Source organism: Streptomyces sp. NPDC023541 (assembly GCF_055559995.1).
Genome location: NZ_JBVHJO010000008.1, coordinates 377323 through 392514, shown reverse-complemented (window position 1 = coordinate 392514; position 15192 = coordinate 377323). Strand labels below are relative to the sequence as shown.

Below are 15192 nucleotides of genomic sequence, written 5' to 3'. Positions count from 1 at the left end.
GATCCGCACCCATATGGTCCCGGAACGCGCGTACGGACTGGCATCCTTGGCGACATCTCTGACTCCTCCCCCTGGAGCTTCGGCCCGTGAGCAGCTCCCCGGTCTCCACCCCCGTCGCGGCCCAGCCCTACGGGCGCCAGCCGCTGCGCACCGTCCAAGTGCTCGGCGACGGTGCGGGCGCGGGCAGTTGCACGCACGTCCGATCGCTCGCCACCGGACTCGCCGCGCGCGGGGTGCGGGTCACGGTGTGCGCGCCCGTGCGGGCGGAGGGGGAGTACGACTTCACCGGCGCCGGGGCGGAGTTCGCGCCCGACGCGGTGAGCGTGCTGCGGGCGGCGTGCGCCGGGGCGGACGTCGTACACGCGCACGGGGTGCGGGCCGGGCTGCGGGCCGCGCTGGCCATACGCGGGCGCCGGGTGCCGCTGGTGGTGAGCTGGCACGGCGACGGCCCGACGGCGCCCGGCACGCTGGGGCGGCTGAGCCGGATACTGGAACGGCGCGTGGCGCGGGCCGCCGCCGTGGTGCTCGGAGCCTCCTCGGACCTCGTGGACCTCGCGCGGCAGCGGGGCGCCCGGGACGCGCGGCTGGCCCCCGTGGCGGTCCCCGCCGCCCCGGAAGGAGCGTCGGACGCCGGTAAGCTGAGGGCGGAACTCGGTGTCGTGGAACGGCCGTTGCTCATCGCGGTCGGCAGCCTGGCGGCGCACCGCGGGTACTCGGTCCTGCTCGACGCCGCGCGGGAGTGGCGGGCCCTGGAACCCGCACCGCTGCTGGTGATCGCGGGGGAGGGGCCGCTGCGGGCCGAACTGGCCCGGCGGATCGAGGCGGAGGGGCTCCCGGTCCGGCTGCTCGGGCGCCGGCGGGACGCGGCGCAGCTGCTGGCAGCGGCTGACCTGGCGGTGCTGCCGAGCCGTTGGGAGGCGCGGGCCCTGCTGGCGCAGCAGGCACTGCGGGCGGGCGTGCCGCTGGTCGCCACGGCGGTGGGCGGTGTGCCGGAGCTGGTGGGGGACGGCGCGGTGCTCGTCCCGCCGGGGGAGGCGCACGCCCTCGCCTCGGCCGTGGCCGGCCTCCTGGCCGATCCGGCCCGCCGGGCCGACCTGGCCGCCGCCGGGCGCATACAGGCCGCGACGTGGCCGTCGGAGGACGACACGGTGGCGCAGGTCCTTTCCGTCTACGACGAACTGACGGAACGCCGCCGCCGCTAGCCCTTCGCCTGCGGCGCCGCCCGGCGCCGCGGCCGCAGCCTGCCCGTCGGGGCCCTGCGCGCAGGCGGGGCCGGGCGTTTCAGCCTCGCCGGCGTCTGAGGCGCGGGTGCGGGCAGAGCCCGGGGAACGGTGGAAGGGCGGGTAGGGGACCAGCCCCGCAGGGCCCCGCCAGGACCGTGGCCGGGCGCGGCGCCGCTGCGGGGCTCCGCCCCGGGCCCCGCGCCTCAAACGCCGGCGGGGCTGAAGTGGCGGGGCCTGCCCCGGGCCCGCCTGAAGCGCCGGCGGGAGTGGCGGGGCCGTCGCCGGGCGAGGGGGGATGCGGTCGGCGGAGCGTGTCCGGCGCAGCGGGCCGGAGCCCGCGAGGCGCCCCTGCGCCGAGTGGTGCGAGGGACGCGTCAAGAAGGGGTGGCGTGGCGGCGGGCGCGGAGGGCGAGGCTGAGGGAGAGGACCGTCTCCGGGTCGTCCAGGTCCGTGCCCAGCAGCTCCGAGATGCGTGCCAGCCGGTTGTAGAGGGTCTGCCGGTTCAGGTGCAGCTCACGGGCCGTCTCCGCCTTGCGGCCCGCATGGGCCAGGTACGTCTCCAGCGTCGGCAGCAGCGGCGGCCGCGAAGTCCCGTCGTGCGCCCGCAGTGGACCGATCGCCCGGTCGACGAAGGCGGCCAGGTCGGGGTGTTCGCGGAGCCGCCACAGCAGCAGGTCGATGTCGAGGCGGCGGGCGTCGTACCAGGGGCGGGCCGGCAGGCCGTGGGCCGCCGTCGCCGTCTCCGCCGCGTGCCGAAGACCCGCCGAGGCGGCCGCCCAGCCGCCCGCGACGCCGACGACGACGGCCGGCGGAGCGGTGGCCCGGTCCAGGCCGGCGCGTTCGACCCCGGCCCGCAGCGCCGCCGCGACCCGGTCGGCGACCGCCGTGCGCTCCGACTCCGCCCGCAGCGACACCAGCAGCGGCACCCGGCCCTCGACCGGGCGGACGCCCAGCAGCACCGGGACCCCGACGGACGACAGCTCCTCCAGGACCGCCCGGGCCAGGACGGCCCAGTTGCCGGACGGGCCGAGGTCCGACAGCCGCATGACCACCGGCAGCAGCGGGCCGGCGCCCGGCTTGAAGCCCAGCACCCGGGCCTGCGCCGGCGCGTCCTCCGCCGAGATGCGGCCTTCCGCGAGATCCGTGAGGAAGTCGCCGCGGCCGCGCGCCGCCAGCTCCTCCTCCTGCCGCGCCTGCATGAGGACCACGGCCAGTACCCCGGCCGTACGCTCCGCCGCCATCCGGTGCACCGGGAGCAGCGGGCCCGAGACCCCGACCAGGACCACGCGGGCCCGCACCGAGCCCGTGCCGTGGCCGCCACCCGGTACGTCGATCACCACCGTGTTCGCGGACGGTTCGGCCTCGCGCTGGCCGCGCAGCCCCTCCCACACCTGGAGCGGGTCGGCGCCCGGGTCCCCGGCCGAGCTGGCGGCCGCGTACAGCAACTGCCCGTCCGGGGTCTCCAGGAAGACCGGGTTGCCCGTGAAGTCGGCCAGGATGCGCAGCACCTGCGGGATGCCCCCGCCGCCCAACAGGGCCTCCGTACAGCGCCGGTGCACCTCCTCGGCCCGCTGGAGCAGGGCGTAGTGGCCGTTGACGATCTCGGTGTGGACCTCTTCGGTGACCGCGACGAAGGGGACCTCCCGGTGGAGCTGGACCAGGGGCAGTCCTGCCGCGCGCGCCGTCTCCACGAGCGTCGCGGGCAGCCGGGTGAAGCGCGGTCCCAGCTCGACGACCAGCGCGGCGATGCCCCGGTCCGCGAGGCGGCGTACGAAGGCCCGCTGCTCGGCGGGGCGGGTGCCCAGGCCGAGCCCCGTGGTCAGCAGCAGCTCGCCGCCCTTGAGCAGGGAGGCGATGTTCGGCACCTCGCCCGCGTGCACCCAGCGGACGGTGCGGCCCAGGCGGTCGGCGCACGCCACGACTTCCGGCAGGCCGCTGCGCAGCCCCGGCAGCTCCAGCGCCCGCTGAACCGTGATCCCGCCCTGGTTGTCCATGTCGCGGGACGCTATCAGGGGGTCAGGCCGGGCGGATGTTGTGGTTGAAGCGGAAGACGTTGTCCGGGTCGTACTGCCGCTTCAGGGCGCCCAGCCGCTGCATGTTCTCGCTGCCCAGACCCGAGACCACCCGGTCCGTGCCCTCGTTCCCGGTGAAGTTCAGGTACACCGCTCCGGTGCTCCAGGGCTCGGAGTCGGACCGGACGTCCTTGACCCACTGCCGGCACCTCTCGTCGTCGGCCGGGTCCTCCCACACCCCGAACGGGTGCACCGCCCAGGGCGCGCCGCGGTACGGCACCGGATAGTCGTCGGGGCCGGAGGCGATGGCGCCGCCCTGCGGGAAGACCAGGTGCTGGGTGCCGGTCGGGACCGGCATCGAGTCGGCACGGGCGCAGAAGACGTCGACGAACTCGTCGGGCAGGCCGGTGAGGTACTCCGCCGACCAGTAGTTCCGCATGCCCGGCGGGTCGTCGATCATGCACTGGAGGTCGGCGTACGGGATGGCGGTGACGATCTCGGACTCGTGGGGGATCGCCAGCAGCGGCTGCGCCAGCTTGCGCATCTCGTCCTCCGGGCCCGCGTACGTCAGCAGCACTCCGGCCAATAGCCGGCCCACCAGGTGCGGCGGCACGAACTCCTCGGGCGGCCCGGTGATGTAGAGCGCGGCGCCGGAAGCCTCCGGCGGTGCGGCCTCGATCAGGTCCCGGTAGGCGCGGACCACCTCGGGCCCGCGTTCGGGCAGGTACAGCACGAACGCGATCGACATGTGCGGCAGTTCGTGCAGACGCAGCGTCAGTGAGGTGGCGACACCGAAGTTCCCGCCGCCGCCGTGCAGCCCCCAGAACAGCTCGGGGTGGTCCTCCGAGGTGGCGTGCACCAGCTCGCCCTCGGCGGTGACCAGGTCCACGCCCAGCAGGTTGTCGACGGCCAGGCCGAACCTGCGGTCCAGCCAGCCGGTGCCGCCGCCCAGGACGAAGCCGCCGACCCCGGTGGTGGAGGCCCGGCCGCCGGTGGTCGCGAGACCGTACGGCTGGCAGGCGCGGTCCAGGTGGCTCATCGTGGCGCCGCCCTCGACGTGCGCGGCCCCGGCCGCCGGGTGGACCGTCACCTCGTGCATCCGCCGCAGGTCCACCACGACGCCCCCGTCGTTGAGGGCCATCCCGGCGACGCTGTGACCGCCGCCGCGCACGGCGATGTGCAGGTCCAGCTCCCTCGCGAAGCGCACGGCGGTGACCACGTCCTCCGCGCTCTCGCACTGGGCGATCACGGCGGGCCTGCGGTCGATCATCGCGTTGAAGACGGTCCGGGCCTCGTCGTAGCCCGGATCCTCCGGGGCGAACACCTCACCGGACAGATCCTCGCGGAGCGCGGTCAGGGCCGCGCCCGCCTTCGAGAGGGGAGCCATGGCTGCCCCCTTCCAACGGACGGAGGGCATAAGACCCTTCCAGCCTAGGCCCGGAGGATCACCGGGGCGCGGCGAGCGCCGCGCCCCGACCCGGGCGCGGGTGAGCGCCGTGCCCCCACCCGCCCCCACCCGCCCCGAACCGCCCGGAAGTCCCGGAGGCAGGAGCGGCCTCAGCCGCCGTACGCCCCGCTCGCGGTCAGCCGCAGCGCCGTGTCGATCAGCGGAACGTGGCTGAACGCCTGCGGGAAGTTCCCCACCTGCCGCTGGAGCCGCGGATCCCACTCCTCCGCCAGCAGGCCCAGGTCGTTGCGCAGTGCCAGCAGCCGCTCGAACAGCCGCCGCGCCTCGTCCACCCGGCCGATCATCGCCAGGTCGTCCGCCATCCAGAACGAGCAGGCGAGGAAGGCGCCCTCGTCGCCCTCCAGGCCGTCGACACCGGCCTCCTCGCCCGCCGTCGGGTAGCGCAGGATGAAACCGTCGGGGGTGGACAGCTCCCGCTGGATCGCCTCGATCGTGCCGATGACCCGCTTGTCGTCCGGAGGAAGGAAGCCCATCTGCGGGATCAGCAGCAGGGAGGCGTCCAGCTCCTTCGACCCGTACGACTGGGTGAAGGTGTTGCGCTCCTTGTCGTAGCCCTTCTCGCACACGTCCTGGTGGATCTCGTCGCGCAGTTCCCGCCAGCGCTCCAGCGGGCCGTCCGCGTCCCCGCTCTCGATCAGCTTGATCGTGCGGTCCACGGCCACCCAGGCCATCACCTTGGAGTGCACGAAGTGCCGGCGCGGGCCCCGCACCTCCCAGATGCCCTCGTCCGGCTCGGACCAGTGCGTCTCCAGGTAGCGGATCAGCTTGAGCTGGAGCAGGGAGGCGTAGTCGCTGCGGGCCAGACCGGTCATGTGGCCCAGGTGCAGGGCCTCGGTGACCTCGCCGTACACGTCGAGCTGGAGCTGGCCGGCGGCGCCGTTGCCGACACGCACCGGGCGGGAGCCCTCGTAGCCGGGCAGCCAGTCCAGCTCGGTCTCGCCGAGCTCACGTTCGCCCGCGATCCCGTACATGATCTGCAGGTTCTCCGGGTCGCCGGCCACCGCGCGCAGCAGCCACTCGCGCCACGCGCGGGCCTCCTCGCGGTAGCCGGTGCGCAGCAGCGAGGAGAGGGTGATGGCCGCGTCGCGCAGCCAGGTGTAGCGGTAGTCCCAGTTGCGGACCCCGCCGATCTCCTCCGGAAGGGACGTGGTCGGCGCGGCGACGATCCCGCCCGTGGGGCCGTACGTGAGGGCCTTGAGCGTGATCAGGGAGCGGACCACGGCCTCCCGGTAGGGCCCGTGGTACGTGCACTGCTCGACCCACTCGCGCCAGAACTCGGTGGCCGACTCCAGGGCCGCCTCGGCGTCGGGAGCCTCGGGCGCGCCGCGGTGCGAGGGCTGCCAGCTGATGCTGAAGGCGATCCGGTCGCCCGGCCCGACGGTGAAGTCGGAGTACGTCGTCAGGTCCTTGCCGTACGTCTGCGCGTCGGTGTCCAGCCAGACCGAGTCCGGGCCGGCGACGGCGACGGTACGCCCGTCGACCTTGTGCACCCACGGCACCACCCGGCCGTAGCTGAAGCGCATGCGCAGGCTGGAGCGCATGGGGACGCGCCCGCTGACGCCCTCCACGATGCGGATCAGCTGCGGCGCGTGGTGCTCGCGCGGCGGCATGAAGTCGATGACGCGGACGTTGCCCCGCGGGGTGTCCCACTCGGACTCCAGCACCAGCGAGTCGCCGCGGTATCGACGGCGGGTGGCGGGCGGCGCCTCGGAGCCGGCCGGGAACGCCGGCCCGATCCGCCAGAAGCCGTGATCCTCGGTGCCGAGGATGCTCGCGAACACGGCATGGGAGTCGAAGCGGGGCAGGCACAGCCAGTCCACCGCCCCGTCCCGGCAGACCAGTGCTGCGGTCTGCATGTCCCCGATCAGTGCGTAATCCTCGATGCGCCCGGACACGTGCATCTCCAGTCGAACGGCCACGTCCGCCCCGAAGGGCGCTTGCATTGCGTTTGCGCGGTCTCCTGTGTGCAGGGACCTCCGCGTGAGCCCATGATTCCGTATATCGGCTCGATTAGGCCGTCTGACGGACTGCCCGGCGGTGATGTGTGCAATATCCGAGCAGGATATGACGGCACCCTAGTGATCCTTTCCAGGCCGCGGGGAACGCCGTTCGGCCGAACGGGTGAGCATCGGGTTCCGCGCCCCGGCGCACATCGGCGCTCTGCTACGAGCCGTGGACGGCGCGTGGCCGGAGGCGGACCGGCCCGGGCGCTGATAGGCTGGTACCCCGTGGACCGGTGGTCTGCCTGTGCGAATCAGGAACCCCGAAACCGCAGCTTCGGCGCCCCCTGAGACCCTTCCGGATCGACGGTGGCCGGCGCCGGACGCACCTCACCTCGCGACCACGGGAGCCCCCTCTTGGCGATGCCGCCCAAATCCATGACGACCAAGCACATCTTCGTCACCGGGGGTGTCGCTTCCTCCCTCGGCAAGGGCCTGACGGCCTCCAGCCTGGGTGCGCTCCTGAAGGCGCGCGGTCTGCGGGTCACGATGCAGAAGCTCGACCCGTACCTGAACGTCGACCCGGGCACGATGAACCCGTTCCAGCACGGCGAGGTGTTCGTCACCAACGACGGCGCCGAGACCGACCTGGACATCGGCCACTACGAGCGCTTCCTCGACGTCGACCTCGACGGCTCGGCCAACGTCACCACCGGCCAGGTCTACAACACGGTCATCGCCAAGGAGCGGCGCGGCGAGTACCTCGGTGACACCGTGCAGGTCATCCCGCACATCACCAACGAGATCAAGCACCGCATCCGCCGCATGGCGACCGAGGACGTCGACGTCGTCATCACCGAGGTCGGCGGCACCGTCGGCGACATCGAGTCGCTGCCGTTCCTGGAGACCGTCCGCCAGGTCCGCCACGAGGTCGGCCGCGACAACGTCTTCGTCGTGCACATCTCGCTGCTGCCCTACATCGGCCCCTCCGGCGAGCTGAAGACCAAGCCGACCCAGCACTCCGTCGCGGCCCTGCGCAACATCGGCATCCAGCCCGACGCCATCGTGCTGCGCGCCGACCGCGACGTCCCCGTCTCGATCAAGCGCAAGATCTCGCTGATGTGCGACGTGGACGAGGCGGCCGTGGTCGCGGCCATCGACGCCAAGTCGATCTACGACATCCCCAAGGTCCTGCACACCGAGGGCCTGGACGCGTACGTCGTGCGCAAGCTCGACCTGCCCTTCCGCGACGTCGACTGGACCGTCTGGGAGGACCTCCTGGACCGCGTCCACAACCCCGACCACGAGGTCAAGGTCGCGCTCGTCGGCAAGTACATCGACCTGCCCGACGCCTACCTGTCGGTGACCGAAGCGCTGCGCGCCGGCGGCTTCGCCAACAAGGCCCGCGTCCAGATCAAGTGGGTCACCTCCGACGACTGCAAGACCCCGGCCGACGCCGCGGCCCAGCTGTCCGACGTGGACGCGATCTGCGTGCCCGGCGGCTTCGGCGACCGCGGTGTGAACGGCAAGGTCGGCGCGATCACCTACGCCCGTGAGAACAAGATCCCGCTGCTCGGCCTCTGCCTGGGCCTGCAGTGCGTGGTCATCGAGGCCGCGCGCAACCTCGCGGGCATCGAGGACGCCAACTCCACCGAGTTCGACGCCTCCACCACGCACCCGGTCATCTCGACCATGGAGGAGCAGCTGGCCTTCGTCGAGGGCGCGGGCGACCTGGGCGGCACCATGCGCCTGGGCATGTACCCGGCGAAGCTCGCCGAGGGTTCCATCGTGCGCGAGGTCTACGGCGACCAGGCGTACGTCGACGAGCGCCACCGCCACCGCTACGAGGTCAACAACGCCTACCGCGGCGAGCTGGAGAAGAAGGCGGGCATCGTCTTCTCCGGCACCTCCCCGGACAACAAGCTCGTCGAGTACGTCGAGTACCCGCGCGAGGTCCACCCCTACCTGGTGGCCACGCAGGCCCACCCGGAGCTGCGCTCGCGCCCGACGCGCCCGCACCCGCTGTTCGCGGGTCTGGTCAAGGCGGCCGTGGAACGGCAGCAGTCCGCGAAGTGAGCGCCTGACCGCATAACGTAGACGGCCGGGGCACGCATCGTGCCCCGGCTGTCGCGTTCTCGGGAAGGTATCGGCCATGGCCATCGGCAACGACATCGTGGACACACCGGAGTCGTGGGAGGTCGTCGCCTCACGCACCCCGTTCGAGGGCGCGAAGACGTCCGTCAAATCGGACCAGGTCCGGATGCCCGACCGCTCGGTGGTGCGCCGGGACTACCAGGTGCACCCCGGCTCGGTGTGCGTGCTGGCCCTCGACGAGCAGCAGCGCGTGCTGGTCCTGCGGCAGTTCCGGCACCCGGTGCGGCACCGGCTGTGGGAGCTGCCGGCCGGGCTGCTGGACGTGGCGGGGGAGAACCCGCTGCACGCGGCGCAGCGGGAGCTCTACGAGGAGGCGCACGTCAAGGCGGAGGACTGGCGTGTCCTCGCCGACTTCTTCACCTCCCCGGGCGGGTCGGACGAGGCGGTACGGGTCTTCCTCGCCCGTGACCTCTCGGAGGCGGAGGGGGAGCGGTACGCGGTCTCCGACGAGGAGGCGGACATGGAGATCGCCCGTGTTCCCCTCGGCGACCTGGTCCGTGGGATCCTCGCGGGCGAGCTCGGCAATCCGGGGCTGGTGACGGGCGTCCTCGCCCTGACCGCCGCCCTGGCCTCCGAGGGCGGCATCGAAGCCCTCCGCCCGGCCCTGGCCCCGTGGCCGGCCCGCCCGTACGAGGCGTAGCCCACAGGACGCGCCAACGGCGGTGCTGGATCTTCCAGCCCTGCCGGTGTCTGAGGCGCGGGGTCTGGGCGCGCCCGGGTCTTCCAGCCCCGCCGGCGAATGCGGCGCGGGGTCCGGGGCAGAGCCCCGGGGAGCGGTGGGAAGGGCTGGTGGGGGACGGCCCCGTGCAGCGGCCAGCCTCCGCTCGCGCCGCAGACGGCGGGTGATCCTGTCCACCGGACAGGCGATGACAACCCCGCCTGCGGCACGGCAGGAGGAGCCTCGCCATCGGTACAGGGAAAAAGCCGACCATCCGCTGATCCGATCGGGGGATTTACCCGCCGCGCTCCACACGGGCCGTCGCTCTGCGTGAACTACGCTCGCCATCCGAAGGCAGGGAGAGGAGCGGATCCGTGACGGATTTCGTGGGGCGGCGGCGTGAGCTCAAGGAGCTGCGCGAGGACATCGCGCGGACCGGGCTCGACACCCTCTCCGGCCGCAAGGCCAAGGCCCCCCGGGCACGAGTGCTGCTCGTCGCCGGACGCCCGGGATCCGGCCGCACCGCCCTCGCCGAGGCGTTCGTGCGGGAGGTCGCCGACCAGTACCCCGACGGCGTGCTGCGGACCCGGCTCAACGCCCCCGGCGGGCAGACCGTGGCGACCGAGCGGGCCCTGCGCGGCCTGCTGGGGGCGCTGGGACGGCCCACCCCGCCCGGCGCCGACGAGGACGAACTCAGCTCCGCCCTGCGCACCGCGCTCCATGGCCGGCGGGCGATCATCCTGATCGACGACGCCGCCGATCCGCACCAGGTCGACGCCCTGCTCCCGGACACCCCCGACTGCCTCGTCGTGGTCACCGCCGAGGGCCCGCTCACCGGCGTCCCCGACGTGCGCCCCTGCACCCTCGGCGGACTGGACACCGCCTCCGCCGTCGGGATGCTCGCCCGCCGCATCGGCGACACCCGCGTCGCCACCGACCCGCGGGCCGCAGAGACCCTGGCCGAGGCCTGCGGGGGCCAGCCCGCGGCCCTCGAACTCGTCGGGGGCTGGCTCGCCGCCCGTCCCAAGGCGGCCGTCGCCGACGTGGCCAAACAGCTCCACGACACGCCTTCCGGCGCCGGCGGGCCGCTCGGCCGCGCCTTCCGGCTCGTCTACGACTGCCTGCCGCAGCCCGCCCAGCGGACGCTGCGCCTGCTCCCCCTCGCCCCCGCCGGCCTCGTCGACTCGCACACCGCCTCCGCGCTGGCCGGCTGCTCCGTGGCCGCCGCCCAGTCCACGCTCGACGACTTCGCCGGGCTGGGACTGGTCCGGCACGCCCCCGACGGCCTGTTCCTGCTGCCCGGCTGCCTCGCGCCGATGCTCCAGGCCCTGCTGGAGAGCACGGAGCGCCCCGCCGAGGTACAGCTGGCCCGCGCCCGGATGCTGGAGCGGACCGTACGGCTGCTGCACTCCTGCCGGGCCATGGCGGCCGCCGAGGGCGACGATCTCGACACCGACCTCCAGGAGCTGATGGACGGCCTCCCGCGCGCCCTGCGGTTCCCCGACCGGCGGGCGGCCGCCGTCTGGCTGGACACCCGGCTGCCGGCCCTCACCGCGGCCGCCTCCCTGGCGGTGGCCGACGGCGAGCTGGACACCCTCGCCCGCCGGCTCGTCGCGGCCCTCGTACGGGCCCTCGCGGACCACCGGGGCACCACCGAGGCCGCCCCCGAGCTCTACGGGCTGCACCGTCTGGTCCTCGACGTGGCCGAGCGCCGCGACCTGCACCGGGAGCAGGCCGCCGCGCTGCTGAACCTGGCCGACCTGGACGCCGAGACCGGCCGCACCCAGGAGGCCCTGGAGCGCTACCGGGCCGCCCTGGACGCCGGAAGGGCCGCGAGCGACCCGTACGCGACGGGCCGCGCGATGGAATCCGTAGGCGGTGCCTACCAGGAGCTGGCGGACTGGCACCGGGCCGCCGACTGGTTCGGCCGGGCACTCGCCCAGGCCCTCTCGCGGGGGGAGCGCGCGGACGAGGCCCGGCTGTACGGACGGCTCGGCAATGTCCACACGTACGCGGGCCGGTACGGGGACGCGCTGCGCAGCTGGCGGGCCGCCGCCGCGGGCTACCGGAAACTGGCCGATGTCCCGGGGCAGGCAAAGGCGTTGAGCGAGATGGCCCGGATCCAGGAGTACGCCGGCCGGCCCGAGGAATCCCTGCACACCTGCCGCGAGGCGGTGGAGCTGGCGCGCAGGGCCGGCGACCAGCGGCTTCAGGCCGCACTGCAGGTCCGGCTGGCCGACACGCTGGACCGTCTCGGGGACCCCGCGGCCGCGCGACTGCACCGCTCCGCGGCAGACAGATTGCTGGGAGACGACCCTGCAGCCTGCGAAATCCGCAGTGGATCCGACTAAGATTATTCGTTTGCAAGGCTAGACAGCGACTCATCCTTCATTAAACTGGGTTCACCACGTCATCTCGTGGTGCATCCCGTTGCGCACTCTTGTGGGCGGGTATGTATGGAAGTGCCCCGTTATTTCCCCCTGAGTCAAGGACCGTGATCGACGATGAAGGTCGGCATCCCCCGCGAGGTCAAGAACAACGAGTTCCGGGTCGCCATCACGCCCGCCGGCGTGCATGAGCTGGTCCGAGGCGGCCACCAGGTCTTCATCGAGCAGAACGCCGGCGTCGGCTCCTCGATCACGGACGCCGAGTACGTCTCGGCCGGCGCCGAGATCCTCGGCACCGCCGACGAGGTCTGGGCCACCGCCGACCTGCTGCTCAAGGTCAAGGAGCCGATCGCGGAGGAGTACCACCGCCTCCGCAAGGACCAGACCCTCTTCACGTACCTGCACCTGGCGGCCTCCCGCGAGTGCACGGACGCCCTGCTGGAGTCCGGCACCACCGCCATCGCCTACGAGACGGTCGAGCTCGCCAACCGCGCGCTTCCGCTGCTCGCCCCGATGTCCGAGGTCGCGGGCCGCCTGGCCCCGCAGGTCGGCGCCTACCACCTGATGCGATCGGCCGGCGGCCGCGGCGTCCTCCCGGGCGGTGTCCCCGGCACCCACGCCGGCGAGTGCGTCGTCATCGGCGGCGGCGTCTCCGGCTGGAACGCCGCGCAGATCGCCATCGGCATGGGCTTCCACGTGACCCTGCTCGACCGCGACATCAACAAGCTCCGCGAGGCCGACAAGATCTTCGGTACGAAGATCAAGACGATCGTCTCCAACGCCTACGAGCTGGAGAAGGCCGTCGTCGAGGCCGACCTCGTCATCGGCGCCGTCCTGATCCCGGGTGCGAAGGCCCCGAAGCTGGTCACCAACGAGCTCGTCGCCAAGATGAAGCCCGGAAGTGTACTTGTCGACATTGCGATCGACCAGGGCGGCTGCTTCGAGGACTCCCGTCCGACCACCCACGCCGAGCCGACCTTCCAGGTCCACAACTCGGTCTTCTACTGCGTCGCCAACATGCCGGGCGCGGTGCCGAACACCTCCACCTACGCGCTGACCAACGCCACGCTGCCCTACATCGTGCAGCTCGCGAACCTCGGCTGGGTCGAGGCGCTGCGTCGTGACCCCGCGCTCGCGCTGGGCCTCAACACCCATGACGGCCAGGTCGTTTACGGTCCGGTCGCCGAGGCCCACGGTCTCGAGACCCTCGAGCTCAGCACGCTGCTCGGCTGACACGTCAACGACTGACGTCAATCTCACGTATCCGGCCGGACCTTGCCCGCAAGGTCCGGCCGGACGCGTTTGCGAAGGGCCCCGAGATCCCCCTCAACTCGCCTCGAACGTAACCCTTTAACCCTTTCGCGCACCCGCGAAACTTCGCAGCGACAGCTCGCACGCCCTTGACAGAGTGGTGTTCGGTTGCCGACACATCGTGCCGGGTCCGGCGGATTGTGTTGCCGCTGAGTGGTGACACGCCATAGAGTCGCCAACCGTCGGCATGGTGCCACGCTGACCTATCGATAAGTGTCCTGGTCACGTCCGAGGAGGTAAGACGACTTGTGAATGAGTCGACATTTACTCCTGGGGGTGGTGGAGCAGGAGTCCCTGAGCGGGGCCAGAGTCCTGCCGGGCTCGAAGCTGTCGGCTCCGTCGCAGTACGCACCTTCGCAAACCACCAGCACATGACGACGCCCCAAAAGAGCATGGACGGCCTAGACGTGAACTCCAGGGCCGGCGACCTGAGCGGCGATACGCCCACGGGATTCGCCGACTACGACAATGTGCCCGAGGGGCACTTCTACGACCCCGACGCGGAGTACGAACCGGACCCCGAGTACGCGGCCACCCTCGCCCCCGACGCTGCCCGCCAGCGCCGTGAGCGGATCGGCCCGACCGGACGCCCGCTCCCGTACTTCCCGATCCCGGGTCCGCTGACGGACCACGGTCCGGCGAAGATCATCGCGATGTGCAACCAGAAGGGCGGCGTGGGCAAGACCACGTCGACCATCAACCTGGGTGCCGCGCTCGCCGAATACGGGCGCCGCGTGCTGCTCGTCGACTTCGACCCGCAGGGCGCGCTGTCCGTGGGTCTCGGCGTGAACCCGATGGAACTCGACCTGACGGTCTACAACCTGCTCATGGAGCGGGGCATGTCGGCCGACGAGGTGCTGCTCAAGACGGCGGTCCCCAACATGGACCTGCTGCCGAGCAACATCGACCTGTCCGCTGCGGAAGTGCAGTTGGTCAGCGAGGTCGCGCGCGAGTCCACCCTGCAGCGGGCCCTGAAGCCCCTGATGGCGGACTACGACTACATCGTGATCGACTGTCAGCCCTCGCTCGGTCTGCTGACCGTGAACGCCCTGACGGCGGCTCACAAGGTCATCGTCCCGCTGGAGTGCGAGTTCTTCGCCCTGCGCGGTGTGGCGCTGCTGACCGAGACCATCGAGAAGGTGCAGGAGCGGCTCAACCCCGAGCTGGAACTCGACGGCATCCTCGCCACCATGTACGACTCCCGCACCGTGCACAGCCGCGAGGTGCTGGCGCGCGTCGTCGAGGCCTTCGACGACCACGTCTACCACACGGTCATCGGCCGGACGGTGCGCTTCCCGGAGACCACGGTCGCCGGCGAGCCGATCACGACGTACGCCTCCAACTCCGTCGGCGCCGCCGCCTACCGCCAGCTCGCCAGGGAGGTGCTCGCCCGGTGTCACGCCGAGTGAGTCTGCCCGGAGCCGACGAACTGTTCCGTACGACCGGTGGGATGGCGCTCCAGTCGTCCTCGCCGCGCCGCGGGGCCGAGGAGGCGCCCGCCGCGGAACACTCGGCCGCTCCGGCCGGGGGCACGGCGGGAGAGGGGCGCAGCCGGGAGGCTGAGGCCGGTACGGATGCGGGCGGCCCCGTGGTGGGGCAGCCGCGGCGAGCGCAGGAAGGTTCTGTCAGCCCGGTCGGGCCGACCGCCGGGGCTTCCGCCCCGGCCGGGGCGACCCGGCGGGGCAAGGGCCAGGGCCGCGGCGCGAACCGGCGGCCCAGCGGCCGCGAACGGCACGACGAGAAGATCACGGTCTACGTCTCCGCCGAGGAGCTGATGGACCTGGAGCACGCGCGGCTGGTGCTGCGCGGCGAACACGGCCTGGCCGTCGACCGCGGCCGCATCGTCCGCGAGGCGGTCGCGGTCGTCCTGGCCGACCTGGAGTCGCGGGGCGACGCCAGCATCCTGGTCCGCCGCCTCCGCGGCCGCTGACCCCCGGCCTGCCGGCCTCCGCCTGCGGCGCCGCTCGGCCGGACCGGGCCGCGCGGGGTGGGTGGCAGTGGCGCTGCCGCGCCCGACTCTTGCCGAACCAGCCGGGAGG

At 72.7% G+C, this 15192-nt stretch carries 10 protein-coding genes; 7 read left to right on the top strand and 3 right to left on the bottom strand.

Going from position 1 to position 15192, the window contains the following annotated elements; translation table 11 throughout:
• Positions 1 to 86 precede the first annotated feature (86 nt).
• The gene (locus ACZ3X1_RS22525; RefSeq protein ID WP_390080160.1) at positions 87 to 1202 is read left to right on the top strand and encodes a glycosyltransferase family 4 protein; all 1116 of its coding nucleotides are present in this window, start codon (positions 87 to 89) and stop codon (positions 1200 to 1202) included.
• Positions 1203 to 1597: 395 nt separating this feature from the next.
• On the opposite strand, the gene ACZ3X1_RS22520 is transcribed toward ACZ3X1_RS22525, so the two are convergent.
• From ACZ3X1_RS22520 to ACZ3X1_RS22510, 3 genes are all read right to left on the bottom strand, one after another.
• On the bottom strand, positions 1598 to 3217 hold the full coding sequence (locus ACZ3X1_RS22520) for a PucR family transcriptional regulator (RefSeq protein ID WP_362633715.1): 1620 nt from the start codon (positions 3215 to 3217) through the stop codon (positions 1598 to 1600).
• 22 nt (positions 3218 to 3239) lie between these two features.
• On the bottom strand, positions 3240 to 4622 hold the full coding sequence (locus ACZ3X1_RS22515; RefSeq protein ID WP_356815073.1) for an FAD-binding oxidoreductase: 1383 nt from the start codon (positions 4620 to 4622) through the stop codon (positions 3240 to 3242).
• Positions 4623 to 4792: 170 nt separating this feature from the next.
• On the bottom strand, positions 4793 to 6622 hold the full coding sequence (locus tag ACZ3X1_RS22510) for a glycoside hydrolase family 15 protein (protein ID WP_356815078.1): 1830 nt from the start codon (positions 6620 to 6622) through the stop codon (positions 4793 to 4795).
• Positions 6623 to 7066: 444 nt separating this feature from the next.
• Here ACZ3X1_RS22510 and ACZ3X1_RS22505 point away from each other — a divergent pair, with 444 nt between their 5' ends.
• The 6 genes from ACZ3X1_RS22505 to ACZ3X1_RS22480 all read left to right on the top strand — a co-directional run bounded on the left by ACZ3X1_RS22505 (position 7067) and on the right by ACZ3X1_RS22480 (position 15083).
• Entirely contained in the window at positions 7067 to 8719 is a 1653-nt protein-coding gene (locus ACZ3X1_RS22505; protein ID WP_356815074.1) for a CTP synthase, read from the top strand.
• Between the two features lie 76 nt (positions 8720 to 8795).
• Positions 8796 to 9437, top strand: a complete 642-nt coding sequence (locus ACZ3X1_RS22500; protein ID WP_467280727.1) for an NUDIX domain-containing protein — start codon at positions 8796 to 8798, stop codon at positions 9435 to 9437.
• A 392-nt stretch (positions 9438 to 9829) separates the two neighbouring features.
• The gene (locus ACZ3X1_RS22495) at positions 9830 to 11806 is read left to right on the top strand and encodes a tetratricopeptide repeat protein (protein ID WP_467280726.1); all 1977 of its coding nucleotides are present in this window, start codon (positions 9830 to 9832) and stop codon (positions 11804 to 11806) included.
• A gap of 153 nt (positions 11807 to 11959) precedes the next feature.
• The gene (gene ald, locus ACZ3X1_RS22490; RefSeq protein ID WP_266598142.1) at positions 11960 to 13075 is read left to right on the top strand and encodes an alanine dehydrogenase; all 1116 of its coding nucleotides are present in this window, start codon (positions 11960 to 11962) and stop codon (positions 13073 to 13075) included.
• Positions 13076 to 13524: 449 nt separating this feature from the next.
• Entirely contained in the window at positions 13525 to 14562 is a 1038-nt protein-coding gene (locus ACZ3X1_RS22485; protein ID WP_225884681.1) for a ParA family protein, read from the top strand.
• The gene (locus tag ACZ3X1_RS22480) at positions 14547 to 15083 is read left to right on the top strand and encodes a hypothetical protein (protein ID WP_467280725.1); all 537 of its coding nucleotides are present in this window, start codon (positions 14547 to 14549) and stop codon (positions 15081 to 15083) included. Before ACZ3X1_RS22485 ends, ACZ3X1_RS22480 begins: the two co-directional genes overlap by 16 nt.
• Positions 15084 to 15192: the final 109 nt, after the last annotated feature.